We start from the raw sequence: 19,663 nt of genomic DNA, 5'->3' as shown, positions 1-19,663 counted from the left end.
TCATACTGTTTAAGGAACAATTACAGAAAGCTGTTGAGGTAGGATACTGATGTCCAGTTTTTGGGCATTGGGTTTAAATTGACAGCCATCCTTTTGGATAGCAGGAATGGATCGCGAACTTGATATACTTAAATTCTTTAACTGAAAGTATTTTACTTCTTTCATGGATTTGACCTTGCCCATCAGCAAGAGAAATCCTAAAAGTAGCACTCTAGATTTGCTGAGTTGTTCCACTATCAGGACATCCAAGAGACCATCTTCCAGTTTGGCTTCGGGTGTTAAGGAAAAACCATACCCAAGCATGTTGCTGTTGGAGATAAAGACCAAAAAAGGGTTGGTGCTGATGTTGAATTCTTTAGAGGCTATTGTGACTTCTTGGAGGTTTTTGAAGTTTTTCAACGTTTCCCAACTGGCGCGAATATAGCCGTAAAGCTGGCGTTTTTTTAGTTTGTCGAAGTTTTGGATCAGGCAGGCATCGAAGCCAAGTCCCATATTACTAAAGAAAAATTGGTCATTGATCTGACCTACATCCATTTTTTTGACCTTGCCTTTCTTGATAAGTGCGAGTGCCAGGTCAAGCTTCTTGGGAATGCCAAGGTTAGAAGCAAGTCCATTTCCTGACCCAAATGGAATAATGCCCAAGCGGGCTTTTTCTCCTACCAAGCAGGAAGCTACTTCACTGATGGTCCCATCGCCCCCACAAGCCACAATAACATCTGCATTTTCCTCCAAGGAAGCCAATGCCAATGCTGTCGCATGATCAGGTCCTGTTGTCAGCAGGACTTTGATTTCAAACTGCTCTTCTTCAAAATACCGGCTTAAGATAATTTCATCCAAGAGGTTTTTCCCTTTTCCAGAAATAGGGTTGACAATAAAATGGATTTTCTTTTTTGACATCTTTGACCTGTGCTTTGTAGTGGCTAAAATAGTGAATTCAGCTTGATTAAATCATACACGTTTGGAATGTTTTAAGGTGTAAACATATCGGGTGGTAACATGAAATGAGAGTGGTGCAGATATGGAAACTGAAATGTGTTGGAAGAAAAAATGAGACATTTCGATGATATTTCAACCTATTGACCAAGAAGCTTGAAAAAAAAGGAAGCCAAATAAAATTTTGATTTATTCTTTGAAACCATTTGTGTACCTTTGCTGCTTAATTTATGGTCATCCAATAAACACGGACATGATTCTCTTTTTCCAATCCCCACAAAAGAATACCCTTTACGCTTTAGAAGCAAAACAACCTGTTGCACCCGAAGACATAGAAAAGCTTTCTTGGCTTTTTGGAGGGGCGGATCAGCTTTCTCAGGAGCGTGTAGAAGGAAAGTTTGCAGGCCCTAGAAAAGAAATGATTACTCCCTGGTCCACCAATGCGGTAGAGATCACCGCCAATATGGGGGTACAGGGCATCTTAAGAATTGAAGAATTCAGCACCTTGGAAGAAGGGGCTACTATCGATCCAATGCTTCAGGCCAAATATGATGGACTTGGACAGGAGATTTTCACCATTGACCTGAAGCCTCAGGAAGTGATATCGATCACTGATATTAAAACTTACAATGAGCAGGAAGGGCTAGCGCTGAGCCAGGAGGAAATCGATTATTTGGAAAAAGTAAGTCATAGCCTGAACAGGCCATTGACAGACAGTGAAGTGTTTGGCTTTAGCCAAGTAAACTCTGAGCACTGTCGACATAAAATATTCAACGGTACATTTATCATTGATGGGGAGGAAAAAGAAAGCACGCTTTTTCAGTTGATCAAAAAGACTTCCATTAAGCATCCCAATAAGATTGTATCAGCCTATAAGGATAATGTTGCCTTTGTCAAAGGACCAAAAGCACAGCAATTTGCACCGAAGAGCCAAGACAAAGCAGATTACTTCCAGCCGGAAACCATTGATACGGTACTTTCCCTCAAAGCGGAAACTCATAATTTCCCCACTACTGTAGAACCATTCAATGGTGCTGCCACAGGTTCCGGTGGTGAAATTAGAGATAGACTGGCAGGTGGTACCGCATCCATTCCTTTGGCCGGTACTGCTGTATACATGACTTCCTACTCTCGAAGTGAGGCTGGAAGAAGCTGGGAAAAAGACTTAAAAGAGAGAAAGTGGCTTTACCAAACTCCGATGGATATCCTGATCAAGGCTTCTAATGGAGCCAGTGATTTTGGTAATAAGTTTGGTCAGCCTTTGATTTCAGGTAGTGTTCTGACCTTTGAGCATGAGGAGAATGATAAACAGTATGGTTTCGATAAGGTAATCATGCTGGCGGGAGGTATTGGTTTTACAAGAGAAAAATACAGCCTTAAAAATACGCCGGTGAAAGGCAATAAGGTAGTAATTATGGGTGGTGACAACTACCGAATTGGTATGGGGGGTAGTGCTGTTTCTTCAGTTAATACAGGAGAATTCAGTAATTCTATTGAATTGAATGCAATCCAGAGATCCAACCCTGAAATGCAGAAGCGTGTGGCCAATGTTATCAGGGCCATGGCTGAAAATGATCACAACCCAATCATTTCCATCCACGATCACGGAGCAGGAGGGCATTTGAACTGTCTTTCTGAATTGGTGGAGGATACCGGAGGATCCATCGATATCGACAAGTTGCCTGTGGGCGACCCAACGCTTTCTTCCAAAGAGATTATCGGCAATGAGTCCCAAGAGAGAATGGGCTTGGTGATCGGAGAGAAAGACGTAGAAACGTTACAACGAATTTCGGAACGTGAACGTGCTCCTTTCTACGTGGTCGGAGAAACCACTGGAGACATGCATTTCAAGTTCGAAAACAAAAAGAATGGAGAGAAGCCAGTTGACTGGAACTTGTCCCATATGTTTGGTAGCTCGCCAAAGACCATTCTGACAGACAAAAAAGCAATAAGCAATTTTGCTAGCCCTGACTACCAGACAGCAGAATTGGCCAAGTATATCAAAGAAGTATTGCAGTTGGAAGCTGTGGCCTCCAAGGACTGGTTGACCAATAAAGTGGACCGATCTGTAACGGGCCGTGTGGCGACCCAGCAAACTACCGGTGCCATCCAAGTACCTTTGAATAATGTTGCCGTAATGGCGATTGATTATACCGGGACCAAAGGGATTGCCACTTCTATTGGACATGCACCTGTGGCGGCTTTGGCCAGTCCAGAGGCAGGTTCAAAACTATCCATTGCAGAGGCCTTGACCAACTTGGTGTGGGCTCCATTGGAAGATGGTTTGAGCGGAGTTTCTTTAAGTGCCAACTGGATGTGGCCAGCAAAGAACGAAGGGGAGAATGACAGGCTTTACAGAGCAGTAGAGGCTGTTAGTGATTTTGCCATTGAGCTTGGAATCAATATTCCAACGGGTAAGGATTCACTTTCCATGACGCAAAAGTATCCTGATGGTAAAACGGTTTATTCTCCAGGTACCGTAATTATCTCCAGTGTGGGAGAATGTGCTGATATCAGAAAAACAGTAACACCTGATTTGAAACCTGTTGAGGGGACAGAGCTGCTTTATATTGACTTCTCCAAAGATGTCGCTCAATTAGGCGGAAGTAGCTTTGCTCAGGTTATCAATAAAATTGGTAATGTACCGCCAACTGTAAAGGACAGTGGATATTTTGCTAAAGCATTTACAGCAATCCAGACCTTGATCGAGAAAGAGTTGATCTTGGCTGGTCATGATATTTCTTCTGGCGGTTTGATTACCACCTTGTTGGAAATGACATTCCCGACCACTCAATGTGGCTTGAAGGTTAAGACAGGTCAATTGGCTGAAAAAGACATGGTGAAAGCCCTGTTTGCTGAGAATCCAGGAGTGGTCATTCAGGTAAAGGATAGCAAAGCAGTAAGCGAGCTATTGGATGCAGCTGGAGTTAACTATGTTGCTTTGGCTGAATTGAGCTTAGATGGAAAATTAAGTTTAGAAGGCCTTGATTTGGAGTTGGACGTGATTGAACACAGAGATACCTGGTTCAAGTCTTCTTATCTATTGGATAAAAAGCAAAGTGGTGAGAAGTTGGCTACTGACCGTTTCCAAAACTATAAAGCTCAGCCTTTGACTTTCAACTTTGCAGATAAGTGGGAAGGCTCATTTGATGCTTTTGGATTGAATCCTTACAGAAAAGAAGCTTCAGGGCACAAAGCAGCCATTATCCGAGAAAAAGGAGTAAACGGAGACCGTGAAATGGCCTATTCGCTTTGGTTGGCTGGCTTTGATGTGAAGGATGTACATATGACGGACTTGATCTCAGGAAGAGAAAATCTGGAAGATGTGAACATGATTGTTTTTGTGGGCGGATTCTCCAATTCTGATGTCTTGGGTTCAGCCAAAGGTTGGGCCGGAGCATTCTTATACAATGAAAAGGCCAAGACCGCTTTGGATAATTTCTATGCCCGTCCTGACACCTTGAGCTTAGGGGTGTGTAATGGATGCCAGTTGATGATAGAGCTTGGCTTGATCAACCGTCAGCATGATGTCAAGCCAAAGATGCTTCACAATGAAAGTCATAAATTTGAATCAGCTTTTGTTAATGTGAATATTCCCGAAAACAATACGGTGATGTTTGGCTCTTTGTCAGGCCAGCGCCTAGGGGTTTGGGTAGCGCATGGAGAGGGTAAATTCTCCTTGCCTAAAGAGAAGGAAGCTTATAACATAGGAATGATTTACAGCTACGAAGCTTATCCAGGTAACCCTAATGGTTCAGATCATGCCGTGGCAGGTTTGGCATCCCAAGATGGTCGTCATTTGGCGATTATGCCGCATATTGAAAGGTCTTTGTTCCCTTGGAACTGGCCAAGCTACCCAGCTGAAAGAAAGGCTGAGGAAATCAGTCCATGGGTAGAGGCATTTGTCAATGCCAAAAACTGGGTGGCCTCTCACGAGGGGTAAAAAAATGAGTCCCTTGAAGAAAGTTTTATTTACTGGCTTCAAGGGACTTATATAAAAAGCATAAAAAAACTTTAAAGGAGGGTTTGCTTTAAGAAAAAAAGCCCCTACATTTGTGTCACAATTAAGGAAAACGACACCTTAAGTGTTTAAATACTGACCCATGGTGTAACTGGCAACACGTCTGATTTTGGTTCAGAAGAGTCTAGGTTCGAGCCCTAGTGGGTCAACAAATTATAAAAGCTGCATTATTAATGCGGCTTTTCTTGTTTTAAAGAATGATTTTTTTTGCATTGAATCCTTAGTGACTTTTATTTATTAAGATTTGTTCTTTTCTGGAAATTAGTTCTACTCGTTTAGATGATATGTGAATAAAAAATGGAGTAGGTATTCAAGTACATGGTAAAAGTGCCTTAAAGTAAAAATGAAAGAGTTTGAAAGACCATTTTCGATTTGTGGAATTTAAAAAAAGACTGTTCAGGTTTTGAAACCTATTTTTTAAGGAAGAAGGTCTTTTGTCCTCAATGCAGGAAGGAGAAGTCATATAAGGTTTAGGGCCTGCTTGGATAGGAATTGGAAAGAGCAGGGCTTTATTTATTAATTCGCGAGGATATCTCAGTACGAAAGATGATCTGAGAAAAGTGAAGATTGTAAAATAGGAGAGTATTTCTAATTCCACTCATTACAAAAAAAAACAAACGCAATACTGTTGCGTTTGTTTTTTGAACAGTTATTTTTGCATCAAAGTTGCGTTTTAAACGTGCTATACCTTTAGGGACATTGTCCAAAATCTCCAAAATGAACAATTTAAGGGAAAACTCTAATGTAGAGTTTGTTGCTTTATGTCTTAAAATAGTCATCAAAAACAATGAATAAGCAAAATGGAAAATACAGGTTTAGACACTTTCACTTTAGTGTCAACTTTTCTTCTCGTAATTCTGATGATATAAGTAAGTAATTAAACAACATCAACTTTTAAACATTCTCAAACCTTTCTAGTGTGAGTTTTTTCATTCTGTATGAAATAAGCTATTGAAATTACCTATAAGGAACACAAATCTCCATCACACAATTTAAAAAAAAATCAAAACATTGAAAACAATGAAAAAAATCAACAAGCTCTTATTAATCATTCCAGTATTGCTATTAATCTTTCCCTCTTGTAGCGACGAAGACCATACTCCAAAAATATTGCCGACTGTTTCCAATATAGAAGTAGGTCTTAACAATATTGAGATAGGGGTAGTTGGTCAGGATTTTCATTTTAATGCAGACGTTTTGGCAGGAGACTTACTTGAAGCTGTTCAGATAAACATAGAGCAGAGAAGTGAAGAAACTTATGCTGAGCCATGGTCTTTTGAAGTTGTTTTTACCGAAAGGATTGAAGGATTGAAAAACGCCAATCTTCATAGACATTTTGACATTCCAGCTGAAGCTCCTAAAGGTATATATGACTTCATTATTACCGTTAAGGATCAAAATGGAACAAGTGTCGAAGAAACCAGAGAAATTAGCTTAATTGATATTAAGGATTACCCTGACATATTTCCACACGTAAAAGTATTTGGAGTGGACAAAATAGGATTAGATGGAAAAGGAGGTTTTAATAATTTTTATAATAATGGTGATTTCAGAAACCCTGACGATCCCTCTTTTAGCAAGGATGAATCTATTTGGTCATCTGTACAAATAGGGAACATTAAAGATAATGGGGTTATGTACGGCTTATTGATTAAAAAGAGCCATGACCACAAACCAGAAACCGTTGGAGATATAGATTTTTCTAAGGCCATTGTTACAGACATAAAGGAGCATTCTGGATATGAAGAAATTAGGGCGTTTGGTAATAGTTATAACGCCAATTTCAACAACCACTATATGTATGGTGCTGCTCTTGAAATTGGCGCTACAGAAGACAATCACCTTCCAAACCCAAATCCAATTACCGGAGCTAAGGCTTGGGAGAACGGTACTTATTACTATGGCTATGTATATACTAATACTACCTATAATATGAGTACATTCCGCTATATAGAGATTGAAATAAAAGGGTTTTAAATCATTACTGCCCAAAAAACGATTTTGAAATTTAGGGGAAGCATCTCAGACGATACTTCCCCTTTTCTGTATGTTTTCATGTCACAACCTGATCAATCAAAGGTGCAGGTAACAAAACACAGGATTTAGGCTTCTGTTGTTTACTTTTCAATAATACACTGTTAGGCTTTGTTGTGGAAATTGTAGCTTTTTAAGTCCGATGTTAACACACAACTTGGACTTACCGATCAACATTGATTACGTTTTCGATAAATATTTGAAATTCTTAAAATAATCAAGCCTACTTGTTCCTTGTGCATATCCAGAGGCTATTAATATTACTTATCATCGACTTCCGTTAATTAAGTATTCTTATAAGTTTATGAAGAAACTTATTACTCGATCTTAATACTCAAGCCTTGAATGGTCTGCCAACCTTCTTTGTCGGTCACACGGATCATAAAATGGTAATCACCGGGATCGACGTCTGAAGGAATCTCCAGTTCAGCAGTCCCTTCATATTCCTTCAAACCTGTAGGGATGTTGTAAGTCTGGATAAAGAGTAATGGATTTACCGGTGTTTTAACGGGGTCCATCTCGCAATCATTGACTTCTGTACTATGGGTATGATGGTCAAAGTTATGATGGATGTCCAAGCTAAAACCTCCTAACTCCACATTGTCCCTAAAGAGTGCTTTAAATTCTATGGTGGTACCTCTCTCCAGGACACTGCATTGCAGAGGAAAGGACGCTTCAGTCACAATCACCTCTGGATACTCCAAATCGATATTTGGCTTTTCATCTTCGCCACAAGAATTCAAGGACACAGTAGCCACTAGGACAAGAAGAGAGTACTTTATTTTGTTTTTCATTGTAGGGATAAATAGTTTAAAATTGATACTTCAGGGAAAGACTGATATTCCTGCCAGCTTCCGGAAGATTGATCAGCCTGTAGAAACTGGTATGATTGAGGTAGTGCATATTGAATAGATTCTGGACTTGGACATCCACTTGAAACTGCTGTTGAAACAGGTAAAGGGAAGACCCTGTCCTCAGGTTGACCACCTGGTAGCCAGGAGTCATTTTCTCTGGAGGAACGATATTGTTTTGCCTGGCTGTCAAGCGGTAGTCCATGGCAAAATAGGGACTGGTAAAAATACCCATGCCGGCAGGTTTATAAGTAGCATTGAAGACCCCCGATGCAGGAGGCGAAAAGGGCAAGGTATAGCCTCTTTTTGCCCCTGATTTCTGTTCACTGTACACATATTCTCCAAGAAACTCCATGCTCAGTTTTTCTGTCAACTGATACATCACACTAAGTTCTGCGCCATAACGAAGTACTTCTGCCTGCGTATAATTGAATACCTGGTTTCCTGCCCCATACAGAATATCCAACTCTGCAGTAGGATTGAGATAAATGTAATTGGAAAAATAATTGACAAAAGGACTAAAAGACACCAGCCACTTCTCCTTCTTCAAATCAGCTCCCAAGTCAAATTGAAAAGACCGTTCAGGGTCAAGGTCCGCATTGCCCCTTTCATATCTAAAATAATGGTAATTTACGCCATTTGCCGCCAATTCCTTGGCAATAGGCATTCTGAAACTTGTTCCAAGATTTCCTTTCAGGCTCAAATCTCCCGGAAGAAAATTAAAACCAAGCGACCACACCAAGCTGTTGAATTCCCTCTTAAAATCCTCCGCTCGATACAAATAGTCAGCTTCCGTTGCCTGAGAGGCATCTTTCACACTGGGAAACCAATCTTGATACGCTTCGACATGAATTTGGCTATGATCATACCGCAAAGCTGCAGTTAGCTGCCAAAGCGAATTGACCTTAAATTTCTCTATCCCATATACGCCATAGCTATATTGCTGAAATGCAGGAATAAGAAACCCCCAGCCGTCGATATCATTGTGCTGGTATTCAGTGCTTGCCCCGAACATAAGTTCATGCTTTCCTAAGAAAATCTCATCTTTCAGGTTCAAGGAGAATACTTCCTTGTCAAACGCACGCTCCAGTGTTGAAGGGTACGGTAACTCTGCAGGATAAACCGCAGGCATATAACCGTGGTTAACGTATTGACTCCACTCTTTTCGGTCATTTCTTTGATAACCTAAATCGAGTTGGATGAAATGCTTTCCAGCAGCATAACTGGATTTATTGATCAGTTTGGTATGCCTGACCTCCTGAAAGGGCAACAGTATATCTCGACTGGACTTATCATGAAGATCAGTATCCACACGCCTTGGCTCCAAACCATGTGCATTGGCAAAAAAACCGGATTTGGTCTTGACACTGCTGACCAAAAGGGTATTACGAAAATGCTCCCCCAAAAAGCCTACCCTTCCTGAAAAGTCAAGCTCTTTACCAGCTGTATTTCGCACATGCCCTTTATATAGCGCCACGCCATAATCATAGACGAAAACTGAATCTGTCGGGACTTTGAAATCACCGTAATCCGCCACGGTGATCCTACCATCAACAAACCACTTCCCTTTCCTGGCAAACAAATTGGCAGAGCCTCCAAACCAGGCATTGTTTGACCGCGTTCCCATTTCAATCGATCCGCCCACTCCTTCTTCAGAAGGAGCCAGTTTTTCCCGGATATCTATTACGCCTGCGATGGCATCCGAACCATATTTAAAGGAAGCAGGGCCCTTGATGATCGTAACCTGATCAGCTGCATATTGATCCACTTCCAGCCCATGGTCAGCTCCCCATTGCTGCCCCTCATGCTTGATACCGTTCTCAACGACCATGACTTGGTTAAACCCCAATCCACGGATCAAGGGTTTAGAAGCACCAGAACCTATACCTATAATATTGATCCCAGGAACACGCTCCAGGGACTTCATCAAGCTACCTCCTCTATTTTCTCGAATGAAATCCTGCTTGACCAGCTCTACACTGTTTGACTCCTCCCTTCGGATCATCTCTGCCTGATCTATTACCACTACCTCCTCCAACTCATGAATTTTTGGGAAAGTATCCAATTTAGCCGGAATAATAGTATTCATTCCAAGCTGTTCTTCTCCTATGTAAGAAAGGGAATAGGCATCTTTTGAAAGGCTTTCTTCAGGGGAATAACCCAAAGAAAGCAAACTGGAAACAAGGAGTAAAAGATTGGTCATGTAAAGTTAAATGCAATGATATTGCAAATATACAAACACAATTATATGAAACAATGTTGCATTAAAATTAGTTAATTATATATTTGCAATATGGTTGCAAATATTGATTTATAATGGGAAATACCATTGCGAAGAAAAAAATCCATAAAATAATCAGAGAGTCCCGCCATCCGATTACTTATGGCGATATCAAAAAACAAATCGATGGGGCCTGTAGTCGAGTCACCATTTACCGAATCCTACTCCAGATGGAAAAAGACAGGGTTGTCATACGTTTTCCAGATGCAAATGGAGATTTTCGCTATGTCTTGTGTCAAGAGAAAGATAATCCCTATTCTGAACATAGCCACTTTCACTGCCTTCAGTGTAATACTATATGTTGTATAGAGGCAAATGACCTCAAAGCTTTTATACCCACAACATACATGACGCACTCTATTAGCTTTCTGGCAGCAGGAATCTGCCCGAATTGTGCATCATCAGGAGCAGTACAAAAAAAGAACTTCTAAGGGTACTGGTATGGGGCTATACATCAAAATTCGTCAGCCTGTTCTATAATTTCTCTCATTTGAATCGTCACATCTTCTTTCCTTTTAAGCTCTTGGATTCCTTCTTTTTATAAAAAAATGTAATCACCATTTAAATAATCTTCGAAAAACCACTTGTATATGCAACATTATTGCACAATATTTACGCAATGATGTTGCATAAATAAGATTGACCTTTCTATTGGTCAATCCTTATCAAATTGTCTGCTTACCCATTTACCATTCACTGTGGTATAGGATAATTCGGACAAATCTTTTGAAAACTATTTGAAACTAAAACAAATCTATAATTCCACAAAAATGAAAAACATGAACAAATTAAAACACGTATTTCTGATTTCCCTTTTTGGAATGGCCCTATTCTCCTGCCAGGATGACGAGGACCAGACCTTTGACGCGCCGGTTATTTCTTCTTTTGAGTTTGGAGAAGGCGGATCTCATTCTTCTGATGGTACAGCATATCGTGGTTCTGACCTACATATGGAAGCTGAAATCCTTGCGGAAGCAACTGTAGCCTCCATTACCGTATCCATCCATGGACATGATATTGAAGTGGGTGAAGGTGAAACCGAGTGGGACTTTTCCGAAACTTATACAGATGAGAAGTACATGGTGAAAAACCCTACCTTTCATGAGCATATTGATATCCCTGCTACAGCTCCTGCGGGAGAATATCATGTAGTACTGGAAGTTACTGATGCCGTTGGAAACACCACAGAAGTAGAAGGGCACTTAGAGCTAATGTCTCCTGTGACCATCAGTGATTTTGAAATGGATGAGACCGTAGTTCGTGGATCCGATTTCCATGTAGAATTTATGATCAATGCCATGTATGGAATCCATAATATAACAGTTGATGTTCATGCCCATGGATTGACTCCAGGAGCAGGTGAAGTAGAGTGGGATTATGAAGAAGAATTCGAAGAAGGCTATCATGAGTTAACAGAAGCAGAATTCCATGAGCACATTGATGTTCCTGCTACAGCTCCAGCAGGGGAGTACCATGTGATATTTACCGTGGAAGATGAAGAAGGAAATATTATAGCATATGAATCACACATTGATGTGACCGCCAACTGATACTGATATGGCCTACAAAAAAGGTTCTAAATGGAATAGTATGGCTAAACCTTAATAAGGAAAACCGTATTATTTAACCTGTAGAAGGCGGCCTCAAGTATATTTGCAAACCCGCCTTACAAATATTGAGCGTTAATAAATTAAAGAAGTGGGTAAGCAAGGAGGTAGGCTTGCCTGCCTGACCGGCGAGGCAGGTCTGACGAAATGCTGAACAAAGAGGTTGCAGGAAGCTATGCAGCAGGAGTTTGCCTGCATGAGGGCGGGCTAATCCCGATAGCTATCGGGATTAGCTCAATAGATGTATAGCGGCGGGGTTTCCTGCCTGCAGCAGGCAGGTTTGGTTACTTTTTTCACCTGTAGGAAAAAAGTAACAAATGAGATAAGGTGAAAGTCACGCTAGAATTTGACAAACAAAGTAAAAGTTACCCACAGTAAATCATATAGAACTTCAAAAAAAAGGAGCTGATAGTTTAATCAGCCCCTTTTTTTGTGAAATTCACTTATTATTCCCTATTTATAAACTGTGGCATTTTCCAAGATATAATTGCACTGATAGATATCCGTTGCATTGAGTTTAAGCTTCCCCTTAAAGGTCATAACCTCATCCATAACAAACCTTGGATGGTCCTTAGAAACTTTAAGCTCTATAATGGATTCCGGTCCAGCTCCTCCACAGAAAAAACAAGCTGCAAAGGGATTGGCAGAAAGGATAAAGATATCCTCATCCGGATCGATTTCCAGCAAGAATCCTTGAATGACCACTTCCTTACCGTCCAGCTCCAATACTGAAGAACCGAACTTGGGAAAGTAATAGTAGGCATCCACCTCTTTGCTATACTTGTCGATAAACTTCACATCCTTTAATGTATCCCAAGTAATCCTGGTCTGGCTGTAAGCTGTAAAGCCAGCTAAGCAAAATAAAATAATTAAACTTCTTCTAAGCATCTGACAAACTCTTTGATATGTCTATTCTATAAACTGAAATGGCCGGGATAAGCGCTGAAAGAAAACCTATTGCCAAGGTAACCAAGAACAAATACCCTTCTCCCAAAATCGGCCCGGCTTCCGAAAAGTCATAATGATATTCTGATTTGAGCAAGACAGACACCAACAATAGTCCCAGCCTACTGAATATCAAACCTATTACAAACCCTGAAACCGCTATCAAGAGTCCTTCCTGAAACATCATTCCCAGCAACTGGAACCTAGAAGCCCCATAGGTTCTCAAAAGCGCCATCTCGTAAGTACGCTCTCTCAAGCCCAGGTACAGGCTGATGAAAACGCTGATTCCTGAAACTAGGATCACAATTAGGGCCACCATATTTAATGAAGTTGTGGCTATCCCCATCAACCTAAAGAGTTTTGTCAACTCATAATTGGGCAACGCTGCCTGCATATTGGTATTTTCATTGACCATACGCGGAAGTTGCACCAAGCCCAAGGGGTTTTTAAACTTAACCAACAAGGCAGTAATCTCCCGATCTTCCTCATGATGATGGTGTTCGCCATCTTCCTCATGATGATGATGTCCAGCTTCTTCTTCATGCTCATGACCATGTTCGTGATCATGAGCTACTTTATCTCCTTCGGCAGGGACTCTATTTGCTGCCGTATGATCATGGTGATCTTCCCCACTATCCTCTGAATGGACTTCTTCATGTTTCCCTTCATCATGATCGTGACGCTCGTGGATGTCCCAAACACTTTGGATATCCGTTAGGATCAACTGGTCGACAACAGAACCCGAAGCTTCGAATATTCCCTTTACCACATAAGCTTGGTCATCATGTACATGACCGCCTTCCATCAAACCATGGGAGCCATGAAATGTATCCCCAACTTTTAGACCTGTCTTTCCTGCCACTGCAGCTCCAATGGTCACTTCCATGGACTTCCACCACAGTTTACCTTCGGCCAGATTCATCGAATAGTTTTCAGGATACCTTTCATCGGTTCCTACAATACGAAAGCCGGAATAGGAATCGCCATAGGAAAGAGGAATCCCGTAATCGATCAATCTGTTTTTCAAGAGTGTGTTGGCCTCAGAAAGTTGGATGTTTCCAGTCGGAACATCAACCTGGAATACAGCGGATAAAATCAACTGAAGAGGGCTTCCTTTTGCTCCCACCACCATATCAATACCACGAATATTGGAATTCATCTGCTCCTTGATGTGTTTGTCGATATGCAGCATGAGAGAAATCAAGCCTACTCCCAGGGATAACAGCAGGAGGCTCAGCGCTGTTGAAAGAGGCTTGGCAGTCACATTTTTAATACTCAATCGGAAAATACTCATGGGATTCAGATAGTCGTAACTAATTTGTTTTTTTCGGACAAGGCTATGGATACGGTAAACGCTGACTTCAACCGCTGGTCATGGGTAATGATTATCAGGCTGGATTTGGATTTTTTAGTCTGGTCTTTCAAAAGCGCTACCACCCTTTGGCAGTTTTTATCATCCAATGCAGCGGTCGGTTCATCAGCCAAGATCAATTTGGGTCGGTTAATGACCGCTAGGGCAATGGCTGCCCGCTGCTGCTCGCCTTGAGATAGTTGACGGGGATAGCTTTTGAGCTTTCCCAAAAGGCCTAGGTCATCCAACACTTTTTTGATTTGGTAGGGATCATGGGGCTTTTGGGCCAAATACTGGATCATCCCCAAATTTTCTTCCAATGTAAGTGCTTGGATAAAATGGGGACGTTGAAAGACAATGCCAACATTGGCACCTCTGAATACATCCAATTGCCTACCGGTCAATTTAGAAATATCCGTTTCTCCAATTTTAATATTACCGGTCTTTGGTTTCAAAAGCCCAGCAATCAGGTGCAAAAACGTGGTTTTGCCAATACCGGACTCTCCTAGAACCAGTAAGTCCGAACCTTCTGAAACCGAGAGGTCTGGAAATTCAAATTGATTGGTTTCGTTGTATTCAAACGAAACTGAGCGAGTGGTGATCATATTCTTAAGATTTGGCTAATACAAAGCTAGGAAGCATATTCTTTATATGCAATAATGTTGCATTTAATTAAATGAACGGTTAATATTGCAACGTAATTGCATTAATATTCTCTTTTATGAAAAATTCCTTTGTGGGCACCCATCTGGATTTTATCGGATTTTCTGCTTCAGTGGCCTGCGCCATACATTGCGTAGCGTTGCCTTTTTTGATCAGTGTCCTTCCCTTTATTGGCTTGGGTTTCTTAATGAATCACTGGATTGAGTACAGTGTGATCCTGCTAAGTTTCTTCTTGGCAGTCTTTGCACTTTCCCATGGATTCTGGAACCATCACCGCAATTCAATTCCCTTGCTATTGGTCATTCTGGGATTCGGGATCATCTTGGCTGGACTAATCTTTGGCCATGGAGCAGAAGGGCATCTCATTTCTCCGACTGGTCCACTTCATTTGATCGACAAAAACAAACATGCACTGCCCATCGGACATTTCATTACTCCATTTGGAGCTTTGGTAGTGAGCCTAGGGCATTATATAAATTGGCACTATATAAAAAAATCAAAAACCGGCTGTGCTACCGATGGAAATTTAAACTAATCAATCCATGCAAAACAAAATTCCAGTAACTGTGCTGAGCGGCTTTTTGGGCGCTGGTAAAACGACATTACTTAACCATGTCCTTCAGAACCGAGAACGCTACAAAGTCGCCGTTATCGTCAATGATATGAGTGAGGTAAATGTAGATGCAAAGCTGGTACAAAATGAAATAAAGCTGAGCAGGACAGAAGAAAAACTCATTGAAATGTCCAATGGATGTATTTGTTGTACGCTAAGGGAAGACCTTATTGAGGAAGTACAAAAGCTTGCCCTTCAAAGGAAGTTTGACTACCTCCTGATCGAAAGCACGGGTATTTCCGAACCCATTCCTGTAGCGCAGACCTTCTCTTTCGAAACGGGGGACAACTTGCTGGACCTCTGCCATATCAGTAGGCTGGACACCATGGTAACCGTTGTGGATGCTTTTAATTTCTTCAATGACTTTGGTTCTGCTGAGACCATTCTGGATAGACAAATGACCGATGACCCGGAGGACGCGAGGTCTATCGTCAATCTACTTACAGATCAGGTAGAATTTGCCAATGTCATCATCCTTAACAAAACCGACCTGGTTTCCAAAGAACAGCTAACGCTTCTGGAAGGACTTTTGATCAAACTTAATCCAGAGGCAAAAATTATCCGGACATCCTATGGACAGGTAAGTACAAAAGAAGTGGTGGACACTGGTATGTTCGATTACTACAAAGCTGAACAGGCAGCTGGTTGGCTCAAGGAACTGAACAAGGAACATGTTCCGGAAACTGAAGAATACGGCATCAGCAGTTTTGTGTTTAGGGATCACAGACCCTTCCACCCTGGAAGATTCTGGAACTATATCCGTAATTCCTGGCCAACTAATGTAGTAAGAAGCAAAGGGCTTTTTTGGCTGGCCTCCAGACCCCAACATGCCCTATTGTGGAGTCAGGCCGGTGGCTCATTGAAGGCAGAAATCTTTGGCAATTGGTGGGCAGCATACACCGAAAAAGAGCGACTGAACAACCCTGGTTATGTAGAAAACAGGGAGCTGATAGCCGAAAAATGGGACCACCAATACGGTGACCGTATGAACGAGCTGGTAATCATAGGCCAGGATTTGGATGAGGAAAACATCTCAAACCAGCTTAGGAAATGCTTGGTTACTGAAAATGACAGTAAAAATTTCAACTTGAATACCCCATTAAAAGATGAATGGCCACTTTAGGAATTAGAAAACCTATCTCAGGTAATTTAAGAAACCTGAAATTCCTACACTGACTTAAATTTAACAGCATATGCCACTGCCAATACCCCCATCCAAAATCAAGGTCTACCTATTGACCGGCTTTTTGGGAGCCGGAAAAACCACGGTTTTGAATGGCCTATTACAGGCCAAAAAAGATGAGGAGAACATCATTATTGAAAATGAATTTGGCAAAGTGTCCATCGACTCCCATTTGGTTGAAACAAGGTACTGCTCCCTTTTTGAAATGAACAATGGCTGCATATGCTGTACACTGGACAATGAATTGGTGGAAGTCCTGGCTTCCATTCTCAATGCAGAGATGCAACCAGACAACCTTTTTATTGAAGCTTCCGGCGTGGCTGATCCTGGTGGAATAATAGCACTCTTCAGACAGGAAGAGGTCGCCAACTTCTTCCAGCTCCATCAGGTAGTTTGCGTAGTGGATGCTACGGTTGTGGAAGACTGGATCGAAGAAATTCCTGAGGTCAGCCGACAGCTGGCCGCTGCGGATTTGATTGTACTGAACAAAAAATCCCTGGTATCCCCCTCTTACCTGCCTCAGCTCACACAACTGGTACAAGGTATCAATTCCCTTGCAGAGGTAATGGTTACCGACCATGGCCATATTCCCCATGATATTCTCTCCAAACAGAAAAACCCTTGGGATCCTGCCAAAACCATCCCTGAAATAGAAGCCGAATCTCCGCATCCTTTGAAGAGCATGTTGTTTGAAGTAGAAGAACCGATCGACAGGGAAATGCTGCTCAATCAGCTCACCCTGTCCTTCTTCCTGAGCTACCAGCAACTTTACAGGATGAAGGGCTTGGTGTGGCTTTCCGATAGGACCCTTCCCCATGTAGTCCAAACACATGGCAGGCAAGTTCATATTGCCCCTTTGGAAGGCGAGGTAAAACTGCCTTATCCCAAATCCCAACTGGTCTTTATCGGCAAGGGGCTTGAGCTAAAATCATTGGAGAGGATTATTCAAAGAACGATAGCGTCCCAAAAATCCAATTCAAAATTATGAAACAAGGATATTAAACTTAGATTTCAATCCATTCCTGATGCTGCTTTCTATTTTTTATCTCAGGTAAACTTAATCTATAAAATTACTACTGTCCGACTAAAATTGGGGGCAGGTAGAAATAAGGTTTTTTCATTTTATTTTTTGATGATACACAAACTAAGGTAAAGCCATAGGCTGATTACTGTAAAATTGACTTTCAAAGGAATTTATGATCAGATTAGCAAATTAACCTCGGTTATTAACCCATTTTTAACCGAAATATTAACCGCACCATTTTTATATTTTGAGCCATATTTAAGTTGCTGAATCGATTATGCGATTTTATCAACTATTATTAATTCAATTAAATCCATAATAACCTACAAATGAGAAAAAAACTACAAGCGATCTTTTACATCGCCTTATTTGGTGCGTTTTTAGTAGCCTTTACTTCATGTATCAATGAAGATGATACTATTGCGGAACCACGGGGAACAATCACAGGTACCGTTACCGATGGCGAAGGCCAACCCATTTCAGATGTTAATGTTTCTTTATCCGGAATAGGAGAAGAAGAGGTTTCTGTTACCACTGGAAGTGATGGAAAGTATATTTTTGAAGATGTCACGTTGAAGACACGTGCAGTGAAATTTTCCAAGACAGGCTGGCTTGCGGTCAGCTTAACTGTAAATCCCGAAAAGTACAACAGTGAAAACATCGCTACAGCAGATGTTTCATTGGTATTTGCCTCTGCAAAGATTACCGGTACGATCAAAGACGGAAAGAATGGGGATGCACTACTGGAAGGCGTAACTGTCAGTGTGGGCGTAGCAGGTACAGTAACTACAGGAAGTGACGGGGCTTTTACATTGGAAAACCTTATTGTCGATGAATACACTGTTACATTCAGTAAGACAAATTATGAAACCATCACCAAAACTATCAGTGAGTCTGATTTTGTAGATGGCATCGCAACCCTAAATATTACAATGGGTAGTAGCGAAATCTTACGTGGATTGACCTATGCAGACCTATTGACCGCTGAAAAATGGTACTACAATGAGTACCGCGGTGGGCGTAATGCCGACGCATATCCTCACTGGGACTGGGCATGTAATTACATGTCAGCACTTGATTTCCGTGGTGCATGGCAGGAACAAAATGAAGGAACTACGCTTCAGATCAGAAACAACGATGCCGATCGAAGCAACCCTGCCGACCTCAATGTCTTCGATTCTTTTGTCTATGGCAGTAAGCTGATCACAGAGGATAATAAGATTTTGTCTTTAAGGGTCAGTACGCATAATGCTGACGAAGCCAATCCAGCCTATTATGGAGTTCAAGTGGTTGATCTTTCAGCCGCACAACCCACTGCGGTAAAAATTGGTGAAAACAGGACTTATGCTTCAGGAAGCTACGGTGATGTTGAGTTCGACCTGAGTGAGTATGTAGGCAAAGAGGTCATTGTAGCTGTGGGTATCTACAGACAGGCTACTGGAGATTACTGGAAGCAATTGGTTCTCCGAGCTATTCGATTTGCTGACAGAAAAGTGGAAAACTGGGACTGGTTACCAGGAACAGAAGTGATCGAAGGCTGGAAGTTGACTCAAGAGACTGTGCGTTCCACGATGCCACATACCAAAATGTCCTTCACAGGAATTAGCCCAGTCGGAGGTAATCGAGATAACTATGTAGATGCTTATCGGGCATGGAGAGGTGTGGATCATGTTGCAGCAAACTGGTTCTTTGCTCCGCTGAGGAAGGATCCAGAGGTCTTCCCTTCTGAAGGCTACCTGATCAAAACCCGCAATACTCCAGATGTGGACACCAAGGTACCTGAAGCCTACCTGTACTCGAAATTCTCGATCAATGCAGGAAGCAACCAGTTGACTTTGAGCACCCGTAATTTTGGAGATAACCTCACTTACTTTAAGATCACTGCCATAGAAGATGATGGAACTGTAACACATCTAGATCCATCTTCCAATACAGCCGATGAAGCCAGTGCGGCTGAAGACGGTTGCTGGAAATTCAAGCATGGTGATGGAGGAGCAGGAAACCCAGAAGGCTACGCTTCTTTTGTCTATGACCTGTCTCAGTTTAATGGCAAAGATGTAACACTCGCCTTGGGTGTGTACAACGGTGAAGCCAACTCAGGCGAGAACAAACTGGTAATCCACAGTATCGATATGAAATAATTCAATAAACCTTAAC

General features: G+C 41.6%; 14 protein-coding genes and 1 tRNA gene. 9 read left to right on the top strand and 6 right to left on the bottom strand.

The genetic code is table 11. The features are described 5' to 3' along the window. Positions 1 to 9: 9 nt before the first annotated feature. A complete protein-coding gene (locus JL001_RS22625; RefSeq protein WP_200980137.1) occupies positions 10 to 897 on the bottom strand; it encodes a diacylglycerol kinase family protein in 888 nt (295 codons plus the stop codon). Positions 898 to 1,186: 289 nt separating this feature from the next. On the opposite strand from JL001_RS22625, the gene purL reads away from it, so the two are divergent. The 3 genes from purL to JL001_RS22610 all read left to right on the top strand — a co-directional run bounded on the left by purL (position 1,187) and on the right by JL001_RS22610 (position 6,931). Next, on the top strand, positions 1,187 to 4,876 hold the full coding sequence (gene purL / locus JL001_RS22620; protein ID WP_200980135.1) for a phosphoribosylformylglycinamidine synthase: 3,690 nt from the start codon (positions 1,187 to 1,189) through the stop codon (positions 4,874 to 4,876). A gap of 154 nt (positions 4,877 to 5,030) precedes the next feature. Next, positions 5,031 to 5,103: transfer RNA gene (locus JL001_RS22615), tRNA-Gln, on the top strand. Positions 5,104 to 5,974: 871 nt separating this feature from the next. Then, complete coding sequence (locus JL001_RS22610; protein WP_200980133.1) at positions 5,975 to 6,931, top strand: DUF4625 domain-containing protein; 957 nt, start codon at positions 5,975 to 5,977, stop codon at positions 6,929 to 6,931. 374 nt (positions 6,932 to 7,305) lie between these two features. Here the strand turns inward: JL001_RS22610 and JL001_RS22605 are convergent, their stop codons facing one another. After that, positions 7,306 to 7,782 (bottom strand): DUF4625 domain-containing protein, encoded by a 477-nt coding sequence (locus JL001_RS22605; RefSeq protein WP_200980131.1) that lies wholly within the window; start codon positions 7,780 to 7,782, stop codon positions 7,306 to 7,308. A 16-nt stretch (positions 7,783 to 7,798) separates the two neighbouring features. Beyond that, a complete protein-coding gene (locus tag JL001_RS22600; RefSeq protein ID WP_200980128.1) occupies positions 7,799 to 10,042 on the bottom strand; it encodes a TonB-dependent receptor in 2,244 nt (747 codons plus the stop codon). 113 nt (positions 10,043 to 10,155) lie between these two features. Here JL001_RS22600 and JL001_RS23330 point away from each other — a divergent pair, with 113 nt between their 5' ends. Further along, positions 10,156 to 10,551 (top strand): transcriptional repressor, encoded by a 396-nt coding sequence (locus JL001_RS23330; RefSeq protein WP_200980126.1) that lies wholly within the window; start codon positions 10,156 to 10,158, stop codon positions 10,549 to 10,551. Between the two features lie 348 nt (positions 10,552 to 10,899). Then, complete coding sequence (locus JL001_RS22590; RefSeq protein WP_200980123.1) at positions 10,900 to 11,670, top strand: DUF4625 domain-containing protein; 771 nt, start codon at positions 10,900 to 10,902, stop codon at positions 11,668 to 11,670. Between the two features lie 510 nt (positions 11,671 to 12,180). Here the strand turns inward: JL001_RS22590 and JL001_RS22585 are convergent. From JL001_RS22585 to JL001_RS22575, 3 genes are read right to left on the bottom strand one after another with little or no spacing between them, the layout of a single operon-like run. After that, entirely contained in the window at positions 12,181 to 12,615 is a 435-nt protein-coding gene (locus tag JL001_RS22585) for a DUF3299 domain-containing protein (protein ID WP_200980121.1), read from the bottom strand. Continuing rightward, positions 12,608 to 13,966, bottom strand: a complete 1,359-nt coding sequence (locus JL001_RS22580; protein WP_200980120.1) for an ABC transporter permease — start codon at positions 13,964 to 13,966, stop codon at positions 12,608 to 12,610. The genes JL001_RS22585 and JL001_RS22580 overlap by 8 nt, the downstream gene beginning before the upstream one ends. A gap of 5 nt (positions 13,967 to 13,971) precedes the next feature. Beyond that, positions 13,972 to 14,628, bottom strand: coding sequence for an ABC transporter ATP-binding protein (locus JL001_RS22575; protein ID WP_200980119.1), 657 nt, complete (start codon positions 14,626 to 14,628; stop codon positions 13,972 to 13,974). Between the two features lie 116 nt (positions 14,629 to 14,744). On the opposite strand from JL001_RS22575, the gene JL001_RS22570 reads away from it, so the two are divergent. The 4 genes from JL001_RS22570 (at position 14,745) to JL001_RS22555 (ending at position 19,647) form a co-directional block, all read left to right on the top strand. Beyond that, a complete protein-coding gene (locus JL001_RS22570; protein WP_200980118.1) occupies positions 14,745 to 15,221 on the top strand; it encodes a MerC domain-containing protein in 477 nt (158 codons plus the stop codon). A 7-nt stretch (positions 15,222 to 15,228) separates the two neighbouring features. After that, on the top strand, positions 15,229 to 16,422 hold the full coding sequence (locus JL001_RS22565) for a GTP-binding protein (protein ID WP_200980117.1): 1,194 nt from the start codon (positions 15,229 to 15,231) through the stop codon (positions 16,420 to 16,422). Between the two features lie 70 nt (positions 16,423 to 16,492). After that, positions 16,493 to 17,470, top strand: a complete 978-nt coding sequence (locus JL001_RS22560; RefSeq protein ID WP_200980116.1) for a GTP-binding protein — start codon at positions 16,493 to 16,495, stop codon at positions 17,468 to 17,470. A 365-nt stretch (positions 17,471 to 17,835) separates the two neighbouring features. Continuing rightward, positions 17,836 to 19,647, top strand: a complete 1,812-nt coding sequence (locus JL001_RS22555) for a carboxypeptidase-like regulatory domain-containing protein (protein WP_200980115.1) — start codon at positions 17,836 to 17,838, stop codon at positions 19,645 to 19,647. The last annotated feature ends 16 nt before the right edge of the window (positions 19,648 to 19,663 follow it).

This window comes from Echinicola sp. 20G (assembly GCF_015533855.1).
Taxonomy (GTDB): domain Bacteria; phylum Bacteroidota; class Bacteroidia; order Cytophagales; family Cyclobacteriaceae; genus Echinicola.
This window is presented reverse-complemented; position numbering and strand designations above follow the sequence as displayed.